16 protein-coding genes are annotated in these 20000 nt (G+C 66.9%); 11 read left to right on the top strand and 5 right to left on the bottom strand.

Annotated features, from left to right (window positions below):
* From ACCD11_RS01985 to ACCD11_RS01935, 11 genes are all read left to right on the top strand, one after another.
* Positions 1-1479, top strand: a complete 1479-nt coding sequence (locus tag ACCD11_RS01985; RefSeq protein WP_007834765.1) for an aldehyde dehydrogenase — start codon at positions 1-3, stop codon at positions 1477-1479.
* On the top strand, positions 1476-2447 hold the full coding sequence (locus tag ACCD11_RS01980) for a VOC family protein (protein WP_413312056.1): 972 nt from the start codon (positions 1476-1478) through the stop codon (positions 2445-2447). Before ACCD11_RS01985 ends, ACCD11_RS01980 begins: the two co-directional genes overlap by 4 nt.
* Positions 2448-2577: 130 nt before the next feature.
* Complete coding sequence (locus tag ACCD11_RS01975; protein WP_413312054.1) at positions 2578-3522, top strand: Bug family tripartite tricarboxylate transporter substrate binding protein; 945 nt, start codon at positions 2578-2580, stop codon at positions 3520-3522.
* A gap of 31 nt (positions 3523-3553) precedes the next feature.
* Entirely contained in the window at positions 3554-4717 is a 1164-nt protein-coding gene (locus ACCD11_RS01970) for an FAD-dependent monooxygenase (RefSeq protein WP_413312053.1), read from the top strand.
* Positions 4718-4748: 31 nt separating this feature from the next.
* Complete coding sequence (locus tag ACCD11_RS01965) at positions 4749-4970, top strand: recombinase-like helix-turn-helix domain-containing protein (protein WP_007834985.1); 222 nt, start codon at positions 4749-4751, stop codon at positions 4968-4970.
* Positions 4971-4996: 26 nt separating this feature from the next.
* Positions 4997-6040, top strand: a complete 1044-nt coding sequence (locus ACCD11_RS01960; RefSeq protein WP_007834984.1) for an aromatic ring-hydroxylating oxygenase subunit alpha — start codon at positions 4997-4999, stop codon at positions 6038-6040.
* Between the two features lie 19 nt (positions 6041-6059).
* The gene (locus ACCD11_RS01955) at positions 6060-7028 is read left to right on the top strand and encodes a PDR/VanB family oxidoreductase (RefSeq protein ID WP_413312050.1); all 969 of its coding nucleotides are present in this window, start codon (positions 6060-6062) and stop codon (positions 7026-7028) included.
* Between the two features lie 49 nt (positions 7029-7077).
* Positions 7078-8184 (top strand): porin, encoded by a 1107-nt coding sequence (locus ACCD11_RS01950; RefSeq protein ID WP_007834982.1) that lies wholly within the window; start codon positions 7078-7080, stop codon positions 8182-8184.
* Between the two features lie 31 nt (positions 8185-8215).
* Complete coding sequence (locus tag ACCD11_RS01945) at positions 8216-9532, top strand: MFS transporter (RefSeq protein WP_007834981.1); 1317 nt, start codon at positions 8216-8218, stop codon at positions 9530-9532.
* 639 nt (positions 9533-10171) lie between these two features.
* Entirely contained in the window at positions 10172-12394 is a 2223-nt protein-coding gene (locus ACCD11_RS01940; protein WP_413312048.1) for a M1 family metallopeptidase, read from the top strand.
* 76 nt (positions 12395-12470) lie between these two features.
* The gene (locus ACCD11_RS01935; RefSeq protein WP_413312046.1) at positions 12471-12881 is read left to right on the top strand and encodes a hypothetical protein; all 411 of its coding nucleotides are present in this window, start codon (positions 12471-12473) and stop codon (positions 12879-12881) included.
* 100 nt (positions 12882-12981) lie between these two features.
* Here the strand turns inward: ACCD11_RS01935 and ACCD11_RS01930 are convergent, their stop codons facing one another.
* The 5 genes from ACCD11_RS01930 to ACCD11_RS01910 all read right to left on the bottom strand — a co-directional run bounded on the left by ACCD11_RS01930 (position 12982) and on the right by ACCD11_RS01910 (position 19950).
* Positions 12982-13716, bottom strand: a complete 735-nt coding sequence (locus tag ACCD11_RS01930; RefSeq protein ID WP_413312045.1) for a transporter substrate-binding domain-containing protein — start codon at positions 13714-13716, stop codon at positions 12982-12984.
* Between the two features lie 59 nt (positions 13717-13775).
* Positions 13776-14603: a substrate-binding domain-containing protein gene (locus ACCD11_RS01925; protein WP_413312043.1), complete on the bottom strand. Its 828-nt coding sequence runs from the start codon at positions 14601-14603 to the stop codon at positions 13776-13778.
* A gap of 216 nt (positions 14604-14819) precedes the next feature.
* Positions 14820-15590 (bottom strand): TIGR04325 family methyltransferase, encoded by a 771-nt coding sequence (locus tag ACCD11_RS01920; RefSeq protein ID WP_413312041.1) that lies wholly within the window; start codon positions 15588-15590, stop codon positions 14820-14822.
* A gap of 90 nt (positions 15591-15680) precedes the next feature.
* The gene (locus ACCD11_RS01915) at positions 15681-16574 is read right to left on the bottom strand and encodes a response regulator transcription factor (protein WP_007834970.1); all 894 of its coding nucleotides are present in this window, start codon (positions 16572-16574) and stop codon (positions 15681-15683) included.
* Positions 16552-19950: an ATP-binding protein gene (locus ACCD11_RS01910; protein WP_413312039.1), complete on the bottom strand. Its 3399-nt coding sequence runs from the start codon at positions 19948-19950 to the stop codon at positions 16552-16554. The genes ACCD11_RS01915 and ACCD11_RS01910 overlap by 23 nt, the downstream gene beginning before the upstream one ends.
* Between the last annotated feature and the right edge of the window lie 50 nt (positions 19951-20000).

The raw sequence follows: 20000 nt of genomic DNA, 5'->3' as shown, positions 1-20000 counted from the left end.
ATGATTTCTTCCGAACTTCTCCCGATCTGCATCGCCGGCGAATGGCGCCTGGGCGGCGGCGACGTGTACGAGAGCCTTTATCCGGCCACCGGCGAACCCATCGCACGCCTGAAGGCCGCGAGCCTCGCCGATGTCGAGGAGGCCATCACCCGTGCCGACCACGCGTTCCGCACCAGCGGCTGGGCCCAGCGCCTGCCGCACGAGCGCGCCGCCGTGCTGCACCGCGTGGCGCAGCTGATCCGCGAAGAGGGCGAGTCGCTCGCGCAGAAGCAGCGCCTGGACAACGGCAAGCCGATCAGCGAAACGCGCAACCTCGTGGCCAGTGCCGCGGGCACCTTCCAGTTCTTCGCGGCAGCGCTCGAGACGCTGGAAGAAACCATCACCCCTTCGCGCGGCGCCTTCGTCACGATGAGCGTGCACGAGCCGATGGGTGTGGTTGCGGCCATCACGCCGTGGAACTCGCCCATTGCGAGCGAAGCCCAGAAGCTCGCGCCCGCGCTCGCAGCCGGCAACGCGGTGGTCGTGAAGCCCGCCGAAGTCACGCCGCTGATGGCGCTGGAGCTGGCGCGCATCTGCGAGCAGGCCGGCGTGCCGAAAGGCATCGTGAGCGTGCTGCCGGGCAGGGGCTCGGTCATCGGCGATGCGATCACCAAGCATCCGCTGGTCAAGCGCGTGTCGTTCACGGGTGGCACCACCACCGGCAAGCACATCGCGCACATCGCGGCCGACAAGATGATGCCGGTGTCGCTGGAGTTGGGCGGCAAGTCGCCCACCATGGTGCTCGACGACGCAGACCTCGACCATGCGGTGAACGGCGTGCTGTACGGCATCTTCAGTTCGTCGGGCGAGTCGTGCATCGCGGGTTCGCGCCTGTTCGTGGCGCGCGGCATCTACGACGAGTTCCTCACGCGGCTGGCCGAAGGCGCCAATGCATTGCGCGTGGGCGATCCGGCCTCGGAGCGCACGCAGATGGGGCCGCTCATCACGGCGAAGCACCGCGAGGGCATCGAGCGCTATGTGGATCTGGGCGTGTCCGAAGGCGGGCGCATCCGCACCGGTGGTGTCCGGCCCCATGGCGACGTCTACGACAACGGCTACTTCTACAAACCGACCATCATCGAGGGCCTCGACAACAGTGCGCGCATCAGCCAGGAAGAGATCTTCGGCCCGGTGCTCGTCGCGATGCCCTTCGACAACGAGGAAGAGCTGATCGCGCAGGCCAACGACAGCGTCTACGCGCTGGCCGCCGGCGTCTGGAGCCGCGACTTCAAGCGCGCCTGGAAGCTCGGCCGCGCGGTGCAGGCCGGCACGGTCTGGGTCAACACCTACAAGCAGTTCTCCGTGTCCACGCCGTTCGGCGGCTGGCGCGACAGCGGCCTGGGCCGAGAGAAGGGCCGCGAAGGCATCTTCCAGTACATGGAGCAGAAGAGCATGTACTGGGGCACGAACGAACAACCCTTGTCGTGGGCACTGACATGAGCGTACTTGGCATCGACCAGATCACCTACGGGGCGGACGACCTGCCCGCCTGCCGCCAGTTCTTCCAGGACTGGGGCCTTGCATTGAAGTCGGAGGCCGCCGACGAACTCGTCTTCGAGTGTCTCAATGGCTGCAAAGTCGTCGTTGCGGCGTTGGACAAGCCCGGCCTGCCGCCCGCGATGGAAGAGGGCCCGACGCTGCGCGAAGTGGTGTGGGGCGTGGAGAGCGACGCCGACCTGGACCGCTACGCCGCCGCCATCGCGCAGGACTCGGCCTTCACCGACAGCACCGTCGACGGCGCACGCCGCATCGGCTGCATCGACCCCAACGGCCTCGCCGTGCGCCTGCAGGTCAGCCGCAAGCATGCCGTCGACGTCGAATGCGGCGCCATGAACACCTGGAACGCCAAGCCGCGCATCAACCAGGCCGCACCCATCTACGAACGCGCGACGCCCATCGAGGTCGGCCACGTCGTGTTCTTCGTGAGCGACGTGAAGGCCACCAGCGCGTTCTATGCGCAGCGCTTCGGCTTCGTCTCGTCCGACAGCTATCCAAACCGCGGCGCCTTCATGCGCTGCGCGGCGGAGGGTGGCCACCACGACCTGTTCCTGCTGCAGATTCCTTCGGGCAAGCGCGGGCTCAACCACGTGGCCTTCACCGTGCGCGACATCCACGAGGTGTTCGGCGGCGGTCTGCATTTCTCGCGCCGCGGCTGGGAAACCCAGCTCGGCCCGGGCCGTCACCCGGTGTCTTCGGCGTACTTCTGGTACTTCAAGAACCCGGCCGGCGGATTGATCGAGTACTACGCCGACGAAGACCAGCTCACCGCCGACTGGCAGCCGCGCGAATTCGAACCCGGCCCCACGTTGTTCGCCGAATGGGCGGTCGATGGCGGCCTCGACGGCAACACGCGGCGCCAGAAGAACGCGGATGGCCCCAAAGGTGCCTTTCTCACCGAGAAGAAATAGACCTATGCTCACCCCCAGTCTTCGCGCACTTCGTGTCGCTTCGCCAACCCCCTTCCAGGGGGCAACACCAGCGGCCCGGCAAAGCCGGTTCCACGGTGTTTCACGAACATGCTTCGCTGCGCTCGCAACGATGGCTTTCTGTGTTGCTGCTTTTGCCCAGAGCGATGCGCAGAAGCAGCTGTCGAGCGAGCGCTTCACCATCGTCTCGCCGTTCCCGCCCGGCGGTCCGGTCGACACGCTGGCGCGCGTTCTCTCCGACGGTCTCGCCAAGCGCTACGGCCAGGCGGCGGTGGTCGAGAACGTCGTCGGGGCGGCCGGCAACATCGGCATCGACAAGGTCAAGCGTGCGAGGGGCGACGGCCACACGCTGCTCGTGGTGCCCGCAGGCAATCTCACGATCAATCCGACGCTGATGCCGAACTTTCCGTTCGACATCGAGAAGGACTTCGTGCCCATCACCATGCTCGCCAAGGCGCCCAACGTGCTGGTGGCGTCGCCCTCGTCGGGCATCAAGAGCGCGAAGGAACTGGTGGCGCTGGCCAAGGCAAAGCCGAACACGCTGTCGTACGCCTCGCCGGGCGTGGGCAGCGGCCTGCACCTGGCGGGCGAGCTGTTCAAGCAGCAGGCCGGCATCGATCTGCTGCACGTGCCTTACAAGGGCACGGCGCCCGCGCTGAACGACGTGCTCGGCGGCTCGGTGCCGCTGATGTTCAGCAACCTGCCCGCGACCATGCCCTTCATCAAGAACGGCAAGCTCGTCGCATTGGGCGTGACCGAGGCCAAGCGCAGCGCCGCCGCACCCGACATCCCGACGCTCGCGGAGCAGGGCATCCAGGGCGTGACCGTGACCTCGTGGTACGGCCTGCTGGCGCCCAAGGGCACGCCGCCGGCCGTGGTCGAGCAGCTTGCGAAGGACGCGGCGCAGATGCTGGCCCAGCCCGATGTGCGCGAGCGCCTGAAGGTGCAGGGCATGACCGACGCGGCGATGAAGCCTTCCGAGTTCTCTGCGCTCATCCGCGACGAGACAGCCGTATGGGCCAAGATCATCAAGGCCCGCAACATCGTGGCCGAGTGAGCCGCACGCAAGAACCAAAGCGGAGACACCCATGAAGACAACAAGCGAATCCACCATCGGCATCGTCGGTGCCGGCATCGGTGGCCTGGTGGCTGCCATCGCGCTGCGGCGCGCCGGGCATGACGTGGTGGTGTTCGAGCAGGCGAAGCAGTTCGCCCGCGTCGGCGCCGACATCAACCTCACACCCAACGCCGTGCGCGCGCTCGATGGCCTCGGCGTGGGCGAGGCGGCCCGCGTGACGGCGGCGCGCCCGTCGCACCGCATCAGCCGCACCTTCGACACCGGCGAGGAAACTTCGCGCCTGGAGATGGCCGATTCGGCGGAGCAACGCTACGGCGCGCCGCAGCTCACCATCCACCGCGCCGACCTGCTGGCCGCATTGGCCGACATGTTTCCGGCCGAGTGCGTGGCCCTCGGCAAGCGCGCGGAGAAGATCGCCGCGGATGACAAGGGCGTGAGCCTCTCGTTCGCCGACGGGACCAGCGCCCGTGTCGGCGTGCTGCTCGGCGCCGACGGCATCCACTCGTGCGTGCGCACCGCCATGTTCGGCGCCGAGAGCCCGCGCTTCACCGGCATCGTCGCCTACCGCGCCGTGGTGCCGGCCGAGCGCGTGGCCGGCGTGCCGAACCTCGGCGCCTTCACCAAGTGGTGGGGCCCGACCCCGCAGAGCCAGATCGTCACGTTCCCGCTGAACCGGGGCAGGGACATCTTCATCTTCGCGACCACGCCGCAAGACACCTGGCATCTCGAATCGTGGACCGCGCCCGGCAGCGTGGACGAGCTGCGGGAGCAATACGTGGCCTACCACCCCGAGGCGCGCGCCTTGCTCGACGCCTGCGACACGGTGCTGAAGACTGCGCTGTACGAACGCGACCCGATGCCCGCCTGGGCGCAAGGCCGCATGGCGCTGCTGGGCGATGCCGCGCACCCGATGCTGCCCTTCATGGCGCAGGGCGCCGGCATGGCCATCGAAGACGCGGTGGTGCTGTCGCGTCATCTCGAAGGCGTGGCCATGGCCGACGTTCCGGCCGCGCTGAAGAGCTTCGAGACCGCCCGCATCGAGCGAGCCAGCCAGGTGCAGCTCGGTTCGCGTGGCAACAACTGGCTGCGCGAAGGCGGCAACGCCGACTGGGTCTACGGCTACGACGCCTGGACTGCACCTCTCGGCACGCCCGCGATGGCCGCCACCGCCTGATTCATTCCACCTCACTCCACGGAGGCACACGATGCAACAAGACCGCTATCTCCAACCGCACCAGGCGCGCCAGCGCCCCGCGACCACCTACGAAGACCTGCTGGGCGACGTGATCGAACGCGCCTTTGCCGACGGCATCCACGACCTTGGCGGGCTGGTGCAGCGCCTGAACGACAGCGGCCTTGCCACGCCCGGCGGCCAGCCGTGGACCGAGGCGCTGTACCGCAAGGAAATGGCCGCGCTCGGCGCCTGAGCAGAGAGACAGAGAGAGACATCACCATGACCATCGCCATCACCCCCGTCTCCGCCGACCCGGTGGACCACCTGCTCGAGATCGGCCTGAAGGATCTCTGGTACCCGATCTGCCCCTCGCATTTCATCAAGGAGAACCCCATCTCTCTGCGCCGCCTCGGCCGCAAGCTCGCGCTGTGGCGCGACAACGAAGGCGTGCTGCATGCGCTGGAAGACCGCTGCCCGCACCGCGGCGCGCCGCTGTCGCAGGGCGTGGTGCTCGGCGACCGGCTTTCGTGCCCGTACCACGGCGTCGAGGTGCGCCACGACGGCGTCGTCACGCGCGTGCCCGGCAGCCCGGGCTGCAAGCTGGAAGGCTCGCAGGCCACGCGGCACTTTCATGTGCAGGAGCGTGCAGGCGCCGTGTTCCTCTACAACTCGAAGGAATCGGTCGACGTGCCGCCACCGCTGGTGCTGCCCGAGCAGCTGACCGATGACGCCGAATACGCGAACTTCCTCTGCTACACCGAATGGAAGGGCGACTACCGCTACGTGCTCGACAACGTGATGGACCCGATGCACGGCACGTACCTGCACAAGCAGTCGCACTCGATGGCCGAGGGCGACTCGAGCGCCAAGTTCGGTATTCGCGCGACCGACATCGGCTTCGTGTTCGAGAAGGAAGGCCAGCGCAACGTCAACTTCGACTGGACCGAATGGGCCGACACCGGCATCCACTGGATGCGCCTCGAAATCCCGTACCCGAAGACCGGCGGCCCCGGCGGCAACTTCATCATCATCGGGGCCTTCTCGCCGATCGCGAAGGGCATGACGGCCACCTTCTTCTGGCGCGTGCGCAAGCTGCCGGCGGGCTGGGAGCGCGACACCTGGCGCTTCCTCTACAAGAACCGCCTGGAGGCGCGCCACTGGCACGTGCTGGAGCAGGACCGCGTGATGCTCGAAGAGATGGAGCCCGACGCCAACCAGCACGAGAACCTGTACCAGCACGACCTGGGCATCGTCCGCCTGCGCCGCCACATGCGCAACCTCGCGGTTGCCCAATTGGCCGAGGCCGAAGCCACCACGGCATGAACCGCAAGCGAGCATCGCCATGTCTTCTCCCACGCTGAACGCCCTCGTGCACACCATGCGCTACGAGGCCGACGGCATCGTCAGCGTCGAGTTCCGGCCGGCCACACCGGCGGTGGACTTTCCCGCCTTCGAGGCCGGCTCCCACATCGACCTGCACCTGCCCAACGGGCTGGTACGCAGCTACTCGCTGTGCAACCCTTCGAGCGACCGCCAGCGCTACGTGGTCGGCGTGCTCAACGATCGCAAGAGCCGAGGCGGCTCGCGCTACGTGCACCAGCAGCTGCGCGTGGGCATGACGCTGCCCATCTCGGCGCCGCGCAACAACTTCAAGCTGGAAGAGGGCGCCGAGCGCTCGGTGCTGGTGGCCGGCGGCATCGGCGTGACGCCCATCTGGTGCATGCTGCAGCGGCTGGTGGCCATCGGCAAACCTGTCGAGATCCTGTACTGCGCACGCACCCGCAAGGAGGCGGCCTTCTGCGATGCCATCGAAGCGCTGGCGAAGGAAAAGTCGGTACAGCTCACCTGGCATTTCGACGACGAGAAGGGCGTGCCGCCTGACCTCGCGAAACTGCTGGCCGGCAAGGGCGCGACCAGCCACTACTACTGCTGCGGACCGACGCCGATGCTCGACGCTTTCGAGAAAAGCTGCGAGCAACTCGGCTACGCCAACGCGCACATCGAACGCTTTGCCGCCGTGCACGTGGAGGCGCCCAGCGCCACGCAGAGCTGCGTGGTGATGTGTGCAAAGAGCGGCAAGAGTGTCGAGGTGCCTCCGGGCAAATCGATTCTCGACAGCCTGATCGACGCCGGCCTCAACCCCGACCACAGCTGCAAGGAGGGCGTCTGCGGCGCTTGCGAGACCGCTGTGATCGAGGGCGAAATCGATCACCACGACGGCATCCTCACGAAGATCGAACGTGCGTCCAACAAGACCATGATGATCTGCGTCTCTCGCTGCAAGGGCGAGCGGCTGGTGCTGGACATCTGAACAAGGCCACAACCCAAAGACGGCCGAGAAAAACCAACCGAGACATTCAATGAAAAAGTACTTGATCGCGATGGCTGCGGCCACCGCGGCTGGCGCAGCGCTGGCCCAATCTTCCGTCACGCTCTTCGGCGTGGTCGATGCCGCCGTCACCTATACCACGGGCAGCGGCGACGGTTCGGCCCACAAGACGCAGCTGACCAACAGCGGCAACATGTTCAGCCGCCTGGGCTTTCGCGGCACCGAAGACCTGGGCGGCGGCTACTCTGCCAACTTCTGGATGGAGATGGGCCTGCAGAACGACAGCGGGCAGGGCTTTCCGTCGAACTCGAACAACCAGGCCAGCGGCAACGGCACCGCGGGCATCCTGAGCTTCAATCGCCGCTCGACGGTGAGCCTTGCGGGCCCCTTCGGCGAAGTGCGGCTGGGGCGCGACTACGTGCCGGCGTTCTGGAACACGGCCATCTTCGATCCCTTCGGCACGGGTGGCGGCATCGGCGCCAACCAGATCTATTTCTCGGGCCTCGGCGGCCTGGTGGCACCCACCGGCACGCGCGCGTCGAACAGCGTCGGCTACTTCCTGCCGGCCAATCTTGGCGGCTTCTACGGGCAGGTGATGTATGCCATGGGCGAGAACGCTTCCAACTCGGTGCTGCCGAACACGCTGGCGTCGAACAAGCACGACGGCGAGCATACCGGCGCGCGCTTCGGCTACCAGAGCGGCGGACTCAACGTGGCCCTGGCCACCGGCCGCACGCGCTACGCGAGCGGCGACCTGCGCGTGACCAACCTCGGCGCGGCCTATACCTTCGATGCCTCGCTCATGAACCTCAAGCTCACGAGCGAGCTGTACAAGGAATCGAAGGGCAGCACCGACGCCAAGGGCGCGCTCATCGGCTTCCATTTGCCCATCGGGCCGGGAGAGATCAAGGCCTCGTATGCACGCTACAAGCTCGAGCCCGCCAACGCGGCGCTCAAGCCCACGTCGTCGAAGCTGGCCATCGGCTATGTGCACAACCTGTCGAAGCGCACGGCGCTGTACGCCACCATCGCGCGCATCAGCAACAAGAACGGTGCATCGCAGGCCCTGGCGGGCGCGATCACCATGCCGAACCGCGCCTCCAGCGGCACCGAGTTCGGCATGCGCCACATGTTCTAGGCGCGCAGGCGCGTCATCACCAGGACAGATCATGCAGAGCAAGAACTTTCGTTGGTACGGCGTCCTCACGCTGTTCGTGATCGTTGCGATCTCCTACGTGGACCGCATCAACATCGCGGTACTGATCACCGATGCCGCGTTCCTGAACCACGTGGGCATCGCCGCCACCGACCGCGTGAGCCAGGGCTTCCTGGCGACGGCCTTCATGCTGGGCTATGGCGTATCGGCTTTCGTGCTCACGCCGTTCTGCTCGGCCTTGTTCGGCGTGCGGCGCAGCCTGGTCTACGGACTGATCCTCTGGGGCGTGGTGACGTGGGCCTCGCCGATGTTGCACAGCTACGGCCTGCTGCTGGCCTCGCGCGTGCTGCTGGGCGTTTCGGAAGGGCCGCTGTTCTCGCTGGCCTCGTCGTACATCAAGGCGCATTTCCGCAGCGACGAGAACGGCAAGCCCAACGCCTTCGTCAACATGGGCACGGGGCTGGGGCTGGCCATCGGTTATCCGCTGGTGGGCTGGCTGCTCACCCGGTTCGCGTGGGACACCTCGTTCCACGTGCTCGGTGTGCTGAACATCGTGCTCGGCATTCCGCTGGTGCTGGCCTTCGTGCGCATGCCGCCCGCGCATGCCGACGGTGTCAAGCCTTCGTCGTTCGGCGAGGCGATGGCGCGCGTGGGCGGCATCGTGAAGGGTGCGCTGCACACGCGGCATCTGTTCCTCATCACGCTGCTGACCTCGGCCGCGCTCGCCTACCTGTGGGGCAGCAGCAACTGGCTGCCGACCTACCTGCGCGAGGCGCGCGGCTTCTCGATGCGCGAGATGGGTTGGCTGGCCTCGCTGCCGCAGTACGCCACCGTGCTCGCGGTGTTCGTGGGCGGCGTGCTGATCGACAAGGTCGGGCGCGAGCGCGTGCCCTTCATCTTCATGGGCGCGAGCGCGGGCGTGGCGCTGTCGGTGCTGATGGCCATCAACGCGAGCGACCCGTATGCGGCGGCGTGCTGCCTCGTGGCGGCCAATTTCTTCTGGGGCCTGCAGAGCCCGGCCATTCCGAGCACGGTGCAGTACTGCTCGCGGCCCGAGCACACGGCCAGTGCGTTCGGCGTGACCAATGGTGCCGGCAGCCTGGTGGCGGGCTTCATGCCGGCGTTGATGGGCGGCGTGATCAGCGCTGTGTCGCATGGTTCGGGCGCATCGGGCGCGGCCGCGGCTTCGGCCGCCTCCGCCTCGGGCTTCTTCGCGGGCTTTGCGCTGCTGATCGGCACGCAGGTGGTGGTGTTCGGCTGCGGCTTCATGTTGTGGCTGCGGGACCGTACGCCACCGGCGGTGGGCGTGTCTCAGTCGCAGGCTTCATAGCTGTTCCGCCGCAGAAATCCGATGCTGTGGCTGCAAGGTCACAGCGAATGCGCGCGGCATACGCGGCAGGCGACGCATGCGATGAACCATCTTCGTACCGCATGGCACACGCGATGTGCGGTGACTCCATTCGGCCTATCGCGCGCGAACATTTTGAGAGGGAAAAGTTCCGCGATCCGTTGAGCGAATGTGTGCGATCAGATAAAACTGAGCGCACACCAATGGACGAGGGAATGCGCGTGAAATCAACGACAAGAGCCGCAGACAGTCTTGCTATCGCCGAGATGGCCCGTGCCGTTTGCACTTCGCGCAAACGCACCGCTCCCTTATCTGAGCACTGAACGCAAGCCTTCGCGCTACAAGCCCGCGTTCGCATCCCACCACCCCGCGTCTCGACGGGAATGGAACCTCTTACGCCCCGCATCCTGGGACCACCGCTTTTTGCGCGGTGTGCCTTTGCATGACTGTGTGGTCCTGACGAACGCAAGCGTTCGCCGGGAGGGCATCGTGTTGCCCTTTTCTTTCAGATAACCCCGTTGTTCATCTCATCACCGCGCGCGTCACGCGCATCGCCGGCTATCCGCCGGTGCATGCAGGACGGCGCATGTTTCTTCTTACCAAGAGTACCCAGAGGCGATCATGAAAAAATTCAGTACACCCGTCATCAATCATCTTGCCATCACGGCGGTGACCCTTGCCGTGCTGACGGCATGCGGTGGCGGTGGAGACAGTGGTGGCGGTTCGCTCGGTGGCGCAGGCGTCGGTCTCGGTGCGCCATCGGAGCCGGTCGCTTCCGCTCCGGCGTCCGATCCCACGGCGAAGGCACCCGACGATGGCGCGCCCACCGTGGCGTCGGTCGACCGCACGGCCAAGCCCATGGAGCTGCCCGACACCGTCTGGCCGAGCAACTACAAGCTGTGGTTTCGCCCCGATGCGGCGCTCAAGACCTTCGTGGGCCGCGGCGACGTGGAGATCGAGGTGCTCAAGCCGGTCGATGCCATCGTCGTCGCCGCGCACAACCTGAACTTTGCCAAGGGCCGCACCACGCTGCGCAAGGTGTCGAAACCCGGCGAGGCGATCCCGCTGATCCCCACGCCGCAGACGCTCGGCGACTTCGTGCAGCTGCGCCTGAACGACGGCCAGATCGCCAAGGGCAAGTACCTGCTGCACATGGAGTGGGACGGCAAGATCCAGTTCTCCGATGCCGAGTACTGCCCACCCGCCGAAGTGGCGCGCAACCCGTTCTGCTCGGCCGCCACCGGCGTCTTCAAGGTGGGCCTTTCCACACCCGAAGGCGTGAGCAGCGACGCCATCGTGACGCAGGGCGAAACCAACTATGCGCGCCAGTGGTTCCCGGGCTGGGACGAGCCGGCCTTCCGCCACACCTTCGAGATCTCGGCCGAGGTGCCGGGTGACTGGAAGACCGTGTCGAACGGCGCGCAGACCGAGGCGACGAAGCTGCCCGACGGCTACCAGCGCGTGGCCTTCGAGAAGACGCCTTCGATGCCGATGTACCTGGCCTTCTTCGGTGGCGGCAAGTTCGACATCCTGGCCGACACCTTCAAGAACCCGCTCGACGGCAGCGACATGCCGCTGCGCTGGTTCACGCCGCCGGGCCGCTCCGACTGGGCGAAGTTCGCGATGGAGTGGACCAAGGTGTCGATGGACTACTACTACAAGTACACCGGCATCCCGCTGCCCTTCAAGAAGTTCGACACCGTCGCGGCCAACGACAGCTACGACAACAAGCCCAACACCGGCTTCGGCGGCATGGAGAACTGGGGCTCGATCTTCGAGTTCGCCGACCGCGTGCTGACCAAGCCGGGCGACACGCCGACGCTGTACTCGGTGACGGTGGTGACCCATGAGGTCGCGCACCAGTGGTTCGGCGACCTTGTCACGCTCGACTGGTGGGACAACGTGTGGCTCAACGAATCGTTTGCGCGCTGGTTCGAACGCCGCACCACGATCAAGTTCCACCCCGAGTACTACAGCTTCTCCGACTACGTGCTCGACAAGCACAACGTGATCGTGGCCGACCTGAAAAGCACGGCCGTGCCGGTGCAGCGCAACCTCAACGATGCGGGTTCGTTCGGCTTCATCAGCCCGTCGATCTTCGTCTACAACAAGGGCAGCCACGTGCTGGAGACCATCCAGAACTACATCGGCGAAGAGGCGATGCAGAAGGGCCTGCAGATTTACCTGAAGGACTACGCGTTCGGCAACGTCACGCCTTCGCGCCTGTGGAGTTCGCTGGAGAAGGCGACCGACAAGAAGGTCAGCGAGATCGGCGACAGCCTGATCCGCCAGACCGGCATTCCGCTGCTCACGGTGGACGCGCAGTGCGCGGGCAACAGCACCTACGTGAACATCACGCAGGAGTCGTTCCCCAACCAGAACGTGTACCCGGCCTCGACGTGGACCATCCCCGTCACGCTGGCGTACGGCGACGCGATGGACCAGCGCAAGACCTTCGTGATGTCGAACAACAGCACGCAGGTGGAACTGCCCGGCTGCACGGCGGTGCTGGCCGGGCCGACCGGGCAGGACTACTACGTGAGCAACTACAGCGCGCAGTCGTGGAGTGCGCTGCTGGCCAAGGCGCAGAGCTTTGCCGGCAACAAGCCGCTGCTGCTGAACATCGAGCGCGATGCGTTCCGGCTGCTGAGCGTGGGGCGCATCACGCAGGCGCAGTACGACCAGATCAAGGGCGTGCTGAACCTGCCGGCGACGCTGCTGGCCAAGACGCAGGTCAGCGAGCAGAAGATGGCGGCGGTGGCCACCGGTGCGGAGAAGGAGGAGTACCCGCATGCGCTGCGCTTCCAGGGCGGCCTGAAGCTGCGCGAGAACCTCAAGCGCTGAACGTTGTTTGAAACCCCGGCGCGCACCGTCCGGCATGCCTGCAGGGCGGCGCGCGCCTCATCACACCGGGATCATCATGAATACAGCATTGAAATGGTTGGCCATGGGCGCTTGCGCCATGTTGCTGGGCGCTTGCGGCGCAAGCAATGGCGGGCCGGAGGCCGAACTGGTCGGGGTCTACGCCGTGAAGCAGAACGGTGCGCTCAAGGAACTGGTCAAGATCGAGCGGCAGGGCGACCGCTACGTGATGCGCGACAAGGTGCGCACGCCCGAATGGAGCGAGCCGAAGATGCAGATGCAGCCCGTGACGCGCGAGCGCTGGAGCCGCATCACGACCGACACGGAGAACACGTCCTTCGTCGGCATCTCGAGCGACCAGCTCGGCATCTTCAAGGTGCCTCCTGGGTGGCAGAAGAACGGCTTCAAGACGCAGACAGGGTACTTCCTGTTCTACTCGCAAGGGCCTGTGGAGGCGTACAAGCTTTGATTCGCGCTGCGTGTTCGGGGCGTCGCTCACGCCGACGGGGACATTCGTGGAGGGAAGTACCCGGCGGCCCTGTGCACGCGCCCTGAACAGGAGCGCTCAACTACGGCGCAACGATTGCACCCTTGATGCGATGGCGTTTCAACGCATCGGCAACAAAGCCCGAAGCCTTCATCTCCTCGACAAAGGCAGCAAGCAGCGCCTGCGCCTCGGCGCCCCGGCTGGCCGGCGTACCCATCGCCTGCTGGATCACCATGAAGCGCCCAGGCAGCACACGCACACCCGGCGCGCGGGCAGCCTCGCCTTCGAGCAGCTGGCGGATGCCCGCTGCCACCTCGACCTGGCCCGCGCGCAATGCGGCGAGCGCAGGGCCGGCACCCTGGAGGCGCACGATCTCGGCGGCCTTGATCTCGCGTGTGAGGAACAGGTCGTAGGCGCTGCCCGAGCCGACCGAGATGCGATGGCCTTCGGCATCGACCTGCGCGTTGTCGGTCAGCGCCGACGATTCGGGCACGAGGTAGCTGCCTTCGATCAGCACGTAGGGTGCCGTGAAGCGCAGCCCTTCGCTGCGCGCGGGATCGACCGCGAAGAAGCCGATGTCGGCTTTCTCGTTCTTCACCGCGTCCACCGAGGCCGCGGCCTTCTCGAACACCACCAGCTCGACGCCCACGCCAAGGCGCCGCGCGAACTCGCGGGCAAGGTCGATCGATACGCCGACAGGCTCACCCGTGGCGACGTCCTTGTTGGCGAGGATCGGATTGCCGAGGTTGATCGAGGCGCGCAGCGTGCCGCTGGGCGCAAAGGCGGTCACGAGGATGGAAGAGGGCCGAGTGGTCATGGCGTCCGTTCGTCGGGAAGGAATGAAGGCCGCCAGTTTACGGGCCGTGGTTTCGCGGCTCAACGCGCCGTCAGCGGCTCCAGTCCCGTCTTCGCGATGGTCGGCGCCGCGGCCGGGGAGTTGAGATAGCGGATCAGCTGCCGCGCCGCATCGGGCTGCTTCGATGCGGTGGCGATGCCGGCCGAGAACACCGTCACGCGCTGCACCTCGGCGGGCAGCGGACCGATGTAGTCGATGCCCTCGATGGGCAGCAGCTCGCTCACCTGCTGCAGGCCGAGCGCCGCGTCGCCGCGCGCCACCACCGAGCCCACGCGCTCGCTCAGGATGCGCTTGCTCTTGGGTTTCACCTGGTCTTCGATGCCCAGCTTCTTGAGCAGCTCGGTCTCGTAGTAGGTGCCGCTCGCGCTCGCCGAGTAGGCAATCGACGGTGCCGCGAGCAGCGTGCGCTTGAGTGCGTCGACCGTGCCGATGTCCGGCTTGGGCGCGCCCTTGCGCACCGCGAAGCCGATGGACGAGCGCACCAGGTCGACCTGGCTGCCCGCCACCACCTTGCCCTGCGCCACCAGCGCATCGAGCGCTGGGCGCGCGAGGATCACGACGTCGGCCGGCTCGTTGCGCGCCAAGCGGCTGGGGATCGAGTCGGTGGCGTTGCCCATCGAGGCGCCATAGGCGGTTTTGACGGTGCGGCCGCTGCTGCGCTCGAACTCCGGGCGCAGGTCGTTGTAGGCGGCGGTGAAGCCGCCCGAGGTCATGACGTGGATGTCTTCGCCCGCAGGCTTGTTGCCGCCGCCGAGGGTGCCGCAGCCGGCGAGCGCGAGGGCTGCGACCAGCGGCAAGGCAGCGCGGCGGGTGAGAGCGAGGAAGGGGGAAGGAAGGGGCTTTGTCACGATGTCTCCGGGAGGAAGAAAAGGCCAGTGGCCTGGAGGCCGCCTGTCGTTTGCCTATCGTAGAGGCCGGAGCTGTCATTCCGCCTTCAGCGGATTCGGGGTTATCACCGAGGCGACACGGCTTGTTGGGTGCATCGGCGGATCGCGGCTGCCTGGACGCCGCATCTCTTGATCGACCGGCAGGGACGCTCCTTTCCCGCCGGCCGGGTTGGCGCATCAATCGACGAGGTCGAAGCAGCAGCCCGCGTAGTACGGCTTGTCGCCGCCAGCGACGAAGGGCACCTCGATCGGCTTGCCCTCGTTGCGCCACACGTCGCGCTTCCTGTAGCCCGAGCGTGCGAGATCGGCCAGGAGTTCGTCGTGGTGCTGGATGCGGTAGGCGCACACGGCCACGCCGATGCTGTTGAGCGTGTAGATCGTGCGCTCGGGGTGCACGGCCGTGGTGTTCATGACGATGCGCCTCGGCTTCACGGCCAGCGCGGAAAGAATCGCGTCCATGCGCGTCGGCAGGTACTGCAGGCTGCCCGAGACATACAGCACGTCGCAGCCGCTCGCATCGCGGTAGTCGGTGGTGAAGCCGAGCTGCGCGGTGGCTTCCCGCTTCACGGCCATCGCGCGGCCGCTCTCGACCACGCCGGGCACGTCGCACACGGTCCATTGCAGGGTGGCGGGGTAGCTCAGCACGCGCCGGAATGCGTAGTACTTGATGCCGACGTGCCCGCCGAGGTCGAACACGCGCGTCAGCCCCGCATCGATGGAGCGCCCCAGCCAGAAGAGGCCGGGATAGTCGTAGAAATAGATCTGCGGGCTGTAGAGGTCGCTCGCATCGGCATTGGCATAGCCCACGGCTTTGGAGGGCGGCGCGCCGGCCTCGGCCGCCGCGAAGCTCTCGAACGAGCCCATGAAGAGGTTCTCGTCCGTGTTGTTCAGGAACTTGCGCCTGTACGCACTTTCGCGGGGAGGAAACTGCAGAAGGCTTGAGAGCATTGTTGACTCCGGTGGCGTTCTCATTTTGAATGCAACCAAAGTATTCGCGACCTATAGCCCCGTGCCGTTGGGGCGGTTACCCCATGGGGGTTACATACCGCTCGCCAGCGCCGCCGCAGCCGCCCGCGTCTCCACCCCCAGCTTCTCGAAGATGTGCTCCAGGTGCTTGTTCACCGTGCGCGGGCTGGTGCCGAGGATGTCGCCGATGTCGCGGTTGGTCTTGCCCTTGGCGAGCCAGGAGAGCACTTCGGTCTCGCGCGGCGTGAGGGCGGCATCGGCCAGCCGGGCCGCCGGGCCTTCACGCTGGATGGCGAACAGCAGCATCGTCTCGCCGAGCGCCGCGGCGCCGAGGTTGCGCACCGACAGCCGCATGCCCGTGGCGGTGCCGATGGCAATGGCCGCGCCCGGCGCCAGCGCCGGTTCCAGCGACGCGGGCAGCAGGCCCGGCGCCACCGGGTCTTCGAGCGCGTGCAGCCACAGCGCGGCCTGCGGCGAGCGCCACGCGATGCGCCCGCGCGTGTCGACGAACACCACGCCCATGCCGGCCACATCGACCGCGTCGCGTGCCATGCGCGTGATGCGGGCGTTGCGCGCGTGCGTGTGCAGCCGCGCCAGCACCTCCTGAGCGCGGATCGGCTTCACCACGTAGTCGACGCCGCCGCACTCGAAGCCCTCGACCACGTGCGAGGTTTCCGACAGGCCCGTCATGAACAGCACCGGGATGTGCGCGAGCGCCGGGTTGGCCTTGATGCGCCGGCAGGTCTCGAAGCCCGAGAGACCGGGCATCAGGCCGTCGAGCAGGATCGCATCGGGCACCACGAGTTCGAGCCGCTGCAGCGCGGCCTCGCCGTCGACCGCCACCAGCACGGTGTAGCCGCTGGCTTCCAGCGTGTCGCACAGCATGCCGAGGCTGCTGGGCGCGTCGTCCACCACCAGCACCACAGGCCGTTCGGATGACGATTCAGGGGGCGAGGGTGTCTGCATCTTCGGCCAGTGCGTTGCGGAGGTTGTCGAGTTCGAAGCGCACGACCATGCCGCGCAGCCAGGTGCAGGTCGATGCGGCGGCGGGCGAGGCGGCTGCCAGCCGGTCGAGCGCCGTGTGCAGGCCGCGCACGTGGCCCATCTGCACGAGGCGCATGAGTTCGGCGCGGTCGTCTTCCGAAAGAGCGAGTTGCCGGGGGCGCTGCAGCGCTTCTTCTGATTCACCCGCGAGAGGCGCGAGCGCATCGGCGGTCGACAGCCATTCGAGCCCGAGGTGGCGCTCCAGCGTGGCGATCAGCTCCGACTCGATCACCGGCTTGCCCACAAAGGCCTGGCAGCCTGCCGCTTGCAGTCGCTCGTTCTTGTTCTCGAACATGTTGGCCGAGACGATGATGATCGGGATATCCCCGAAGCCCGAGGCGCGCACCGAGGTGGCGGTCTGCCAGCCGTCCATGTCGTCCATCGTCAGGTCGAGCAGGATGGCCGATGGCAATTCTTCGCGCAGGCTGTCGAGGCACTCGGTGCCGCTTGCGGCCTCGCGTATCTCGAAGCCCAGCGGCACGAGCATGCCGGCCAGCATCTGGCGCTGCACGGGCTGGTCATCGACCACCAGCAGCGTGCGGCGCGCGCCGATGTAGCCCGACACGGGCTGCCGCGGTGCGCCGGCCTTGGCCTGCGGGCCGGGGTCGGCCACCTCGCGCAGGTACACGCGCACGCTGAAGGTGCTGCCCTGCGACGATGTCGATGCCAGCCTGAGCTCTCCGCCCATCAGCGAGGTGAGCAGCCCGGTGATGGTGAGGCCCAGTCCCGTGCCCGGCTCGCCACGGCGGCGGCCCGCTGCGCCGCGCTCGAAGGGCAGGAAGATGCGCTGATGGTCCTGCGGCGCGACGCCGATGCCGGTGTCGACCACGTCGAAGCGCAGTACCTCGCGCCGCGCATCCACATGCAGCGTGACCGTACCGCTGTCGGTGAATCGCACGGCATTGGTCAGCAGGTTGATGAGGATCTGCCGCAGCCATTTCGCATCGGCGTGCACCCACGGCGGCAACCGCCCTGCATGCGTGCAAACGAAGGCCAGGCCCTTGTTCTCGGCCTGCGGGCGCACCATGTGCACGAGCTGGTCGAGAAACGCGGGCAGCGCGAGCGGCGCGGGTTCGAGCTGCAGCCGGCCGGCCTCGATGCGCGCCAGGTCGAGCAGCCCGTCGATCAGGCCCAGCATGTGCTCGCCGCTGCGGTGAATGGTCTGCACCGCCTCGCGCGGGGGCGCGACCGCGTCGCCCTTGAGCAGGATCTGCGAGTAGCCCAGGATGCTGTTGAGCGGCGTGCGCAACTCATGCGTCATGCCGGCCACATAGCGCGTCTTGGCCTGGTTCGCGGCCTCGGCGGCTTCCTTGGCGGTCTGCAGTGCGGCGTCGGTGCGGCGGTGCGCCTCGATCTCGAGCGCGAGCAGGTTGTTGTGGCGCATCGATTCTTCCTGCGCCATCTGCCGGCTCTCGCTGCCCAGCACCACCCACCATGCGGCGACCGCGGCCACCACCGAGAGCAGCGCGAACACTTTCAGGAAGGCCGTGGCCATGACCGAATCGCTCGTGCCCGCCAGCGCCTCCTGCGCATAGACCACGCCGACCACGGTGGCCAGCAATGCAATGAGCGAGGTGGCGATCAGCAGGTAATGCGCCACGCGGAAGTTGAGCCGCGCCGACAGCGCCGGCGGCAGCAGCGCCTGCAGCCAGCCGCTCATCTGCTCGGCCGCGCGCGAGTCGGTCTTGCAGCGGTCGTGGCAGCGCGATTCGAGCGTGCAGCACAGCGAGCAGATCGGTGCGCTGTAGGCCGGGCAGTGCGCCATGTCTTCCGACTCGAAGCTGTTGTCGCATACCGAGCACTTCACGTTCTGGCCGGGCGTCCAGCGGTCGATGTCGTGGCGCGCGAGGTAGTAGCGCCCGCGCGTGCGCCAGGCCAGCAGCGGCGACACGGCCATGGCTGTCACCAGCGCGATGAAGGGCGAGAAGGCTTTTGCCCAATGGCCGAGCACGCCCGAGTAGGCCAGCATCGCCAGCGCGGCGGCCACCAGCATCGCCACCAGCCCGACCGGGTTGATGTCGTACAGGTGCGCGCGCTTGAACTCGATGGTCTTCGGGCTCCACCCCAGCGGCTTGTTGATGACCAGGTCGGCCACCAGCGCGCCGACCCAGGCGATGGCGATGTTGCTGTAGAAACCCAGCACGTGCTCCAGCGCCGCGAACACGCCGAGCGCCATCAGCAGGATCGCGATGACCACGTTGAACACCAGCCACACCACGCGCCCCGGATGGCTGTGCGTGAGCCGCGCGAAGAAGTTCGACCATGCCAGCGAACCCGCGTAGGCGTTGGTGAGGTTGATCTTCATCTGCGAGACCACCACGAAGAGCACCGTGATGCCCAGCACCCAGGCCGGGTCGCGCAGCACGTACGAGAAACCGGTGAGGTACATCTGCGTCGGCTCGATCGCATGGATGCCGGGTATCTCGTGCTGCAGCGCGAGGAAGGCAAGGAAGGCCCCGCCCATCATCTTCAGCATGCCCGGCACGATCCAGCCCGGCCCCGCGATCAGCACCGCGGCCCACCAGCGGCCCCGGTTGGCGGCTGTCTTCTCGGGCAGGAAGCGCAGGTAGTCGACCTGTTCGCCGATCTGCACCACCAGCGAGAAGGCCACCGTGGCGGCCGCTCCGAACATCAGTGGGTCGAAGCCGCTGCTGTCGGAGGTGCGGCCCACGAGGCCGGTGAAGTCGGCGTAGAGCTCGGGCTTCTTCACCATCACCGCGATGAAGGGGCAAACGAACAGCACGATCCAGATCGGCTGCGTCCACAGCTGCAGCCCCGAGATGAGCGTGATGCCGCGCGCCACCAGCGGAATGATGACGATGGACGACACCAGGTACAGCAGCCACAGCGGCCAGTCCAGGTACATCTGCAGTGCCAGCGCGAGGATGGCCGCCTCCAGCGCGAAGAAGATGAAGGTGAAGCTCGCGTAGATCAGCGAGGTGAGCGTGGAGCCCAGGTAGCCGAAGCCCGCGCCGCGTGTGAGCAGGTCCATGTCCACGCCGTGGCGCGCCGCGTAGTAGGAGATCGGCAGGCCGGTGAGGAAAGTGATGAGCCCCACCACCAGGATGGCCCACAGCGCGTTCGAGAAGCCGTAGCTCAGCCCGATGGCACCGCCGATGGCCTCCAGCGCCAGGAACGAGGTGGCACCGAAGGCCGCATTGGCCACGCGGAACTCCGACCATTTGCGAAAGCTGCGCGGCGTGTAGCGCAGCGCGTAGTCCTCCAGCGTTTCGTTCGCGACCCAGGCGTTGTAGTCGCGGCGGATGCGAAAGATCTTCTGTCCGGAGACGGATTGCATGGCGGGTTCTCGCGGCGGCGGTGGCATGAGGGCGGACACAGCAAGAAGCG

Source organism: Variovorax sp. Varisp36 (assembly GCF_047304235.1).
GTDB lineage: Bacteria > Pseudomonadota > Gammaproteobacteria > Burkholderiales > Burkholderiaceae_C > Variovorax.
The sequence above is the reverse complement of the archived record's forward strand: the minus strand, read 5'-3'. Positions and strand labels throughout refer to the sequence as shown.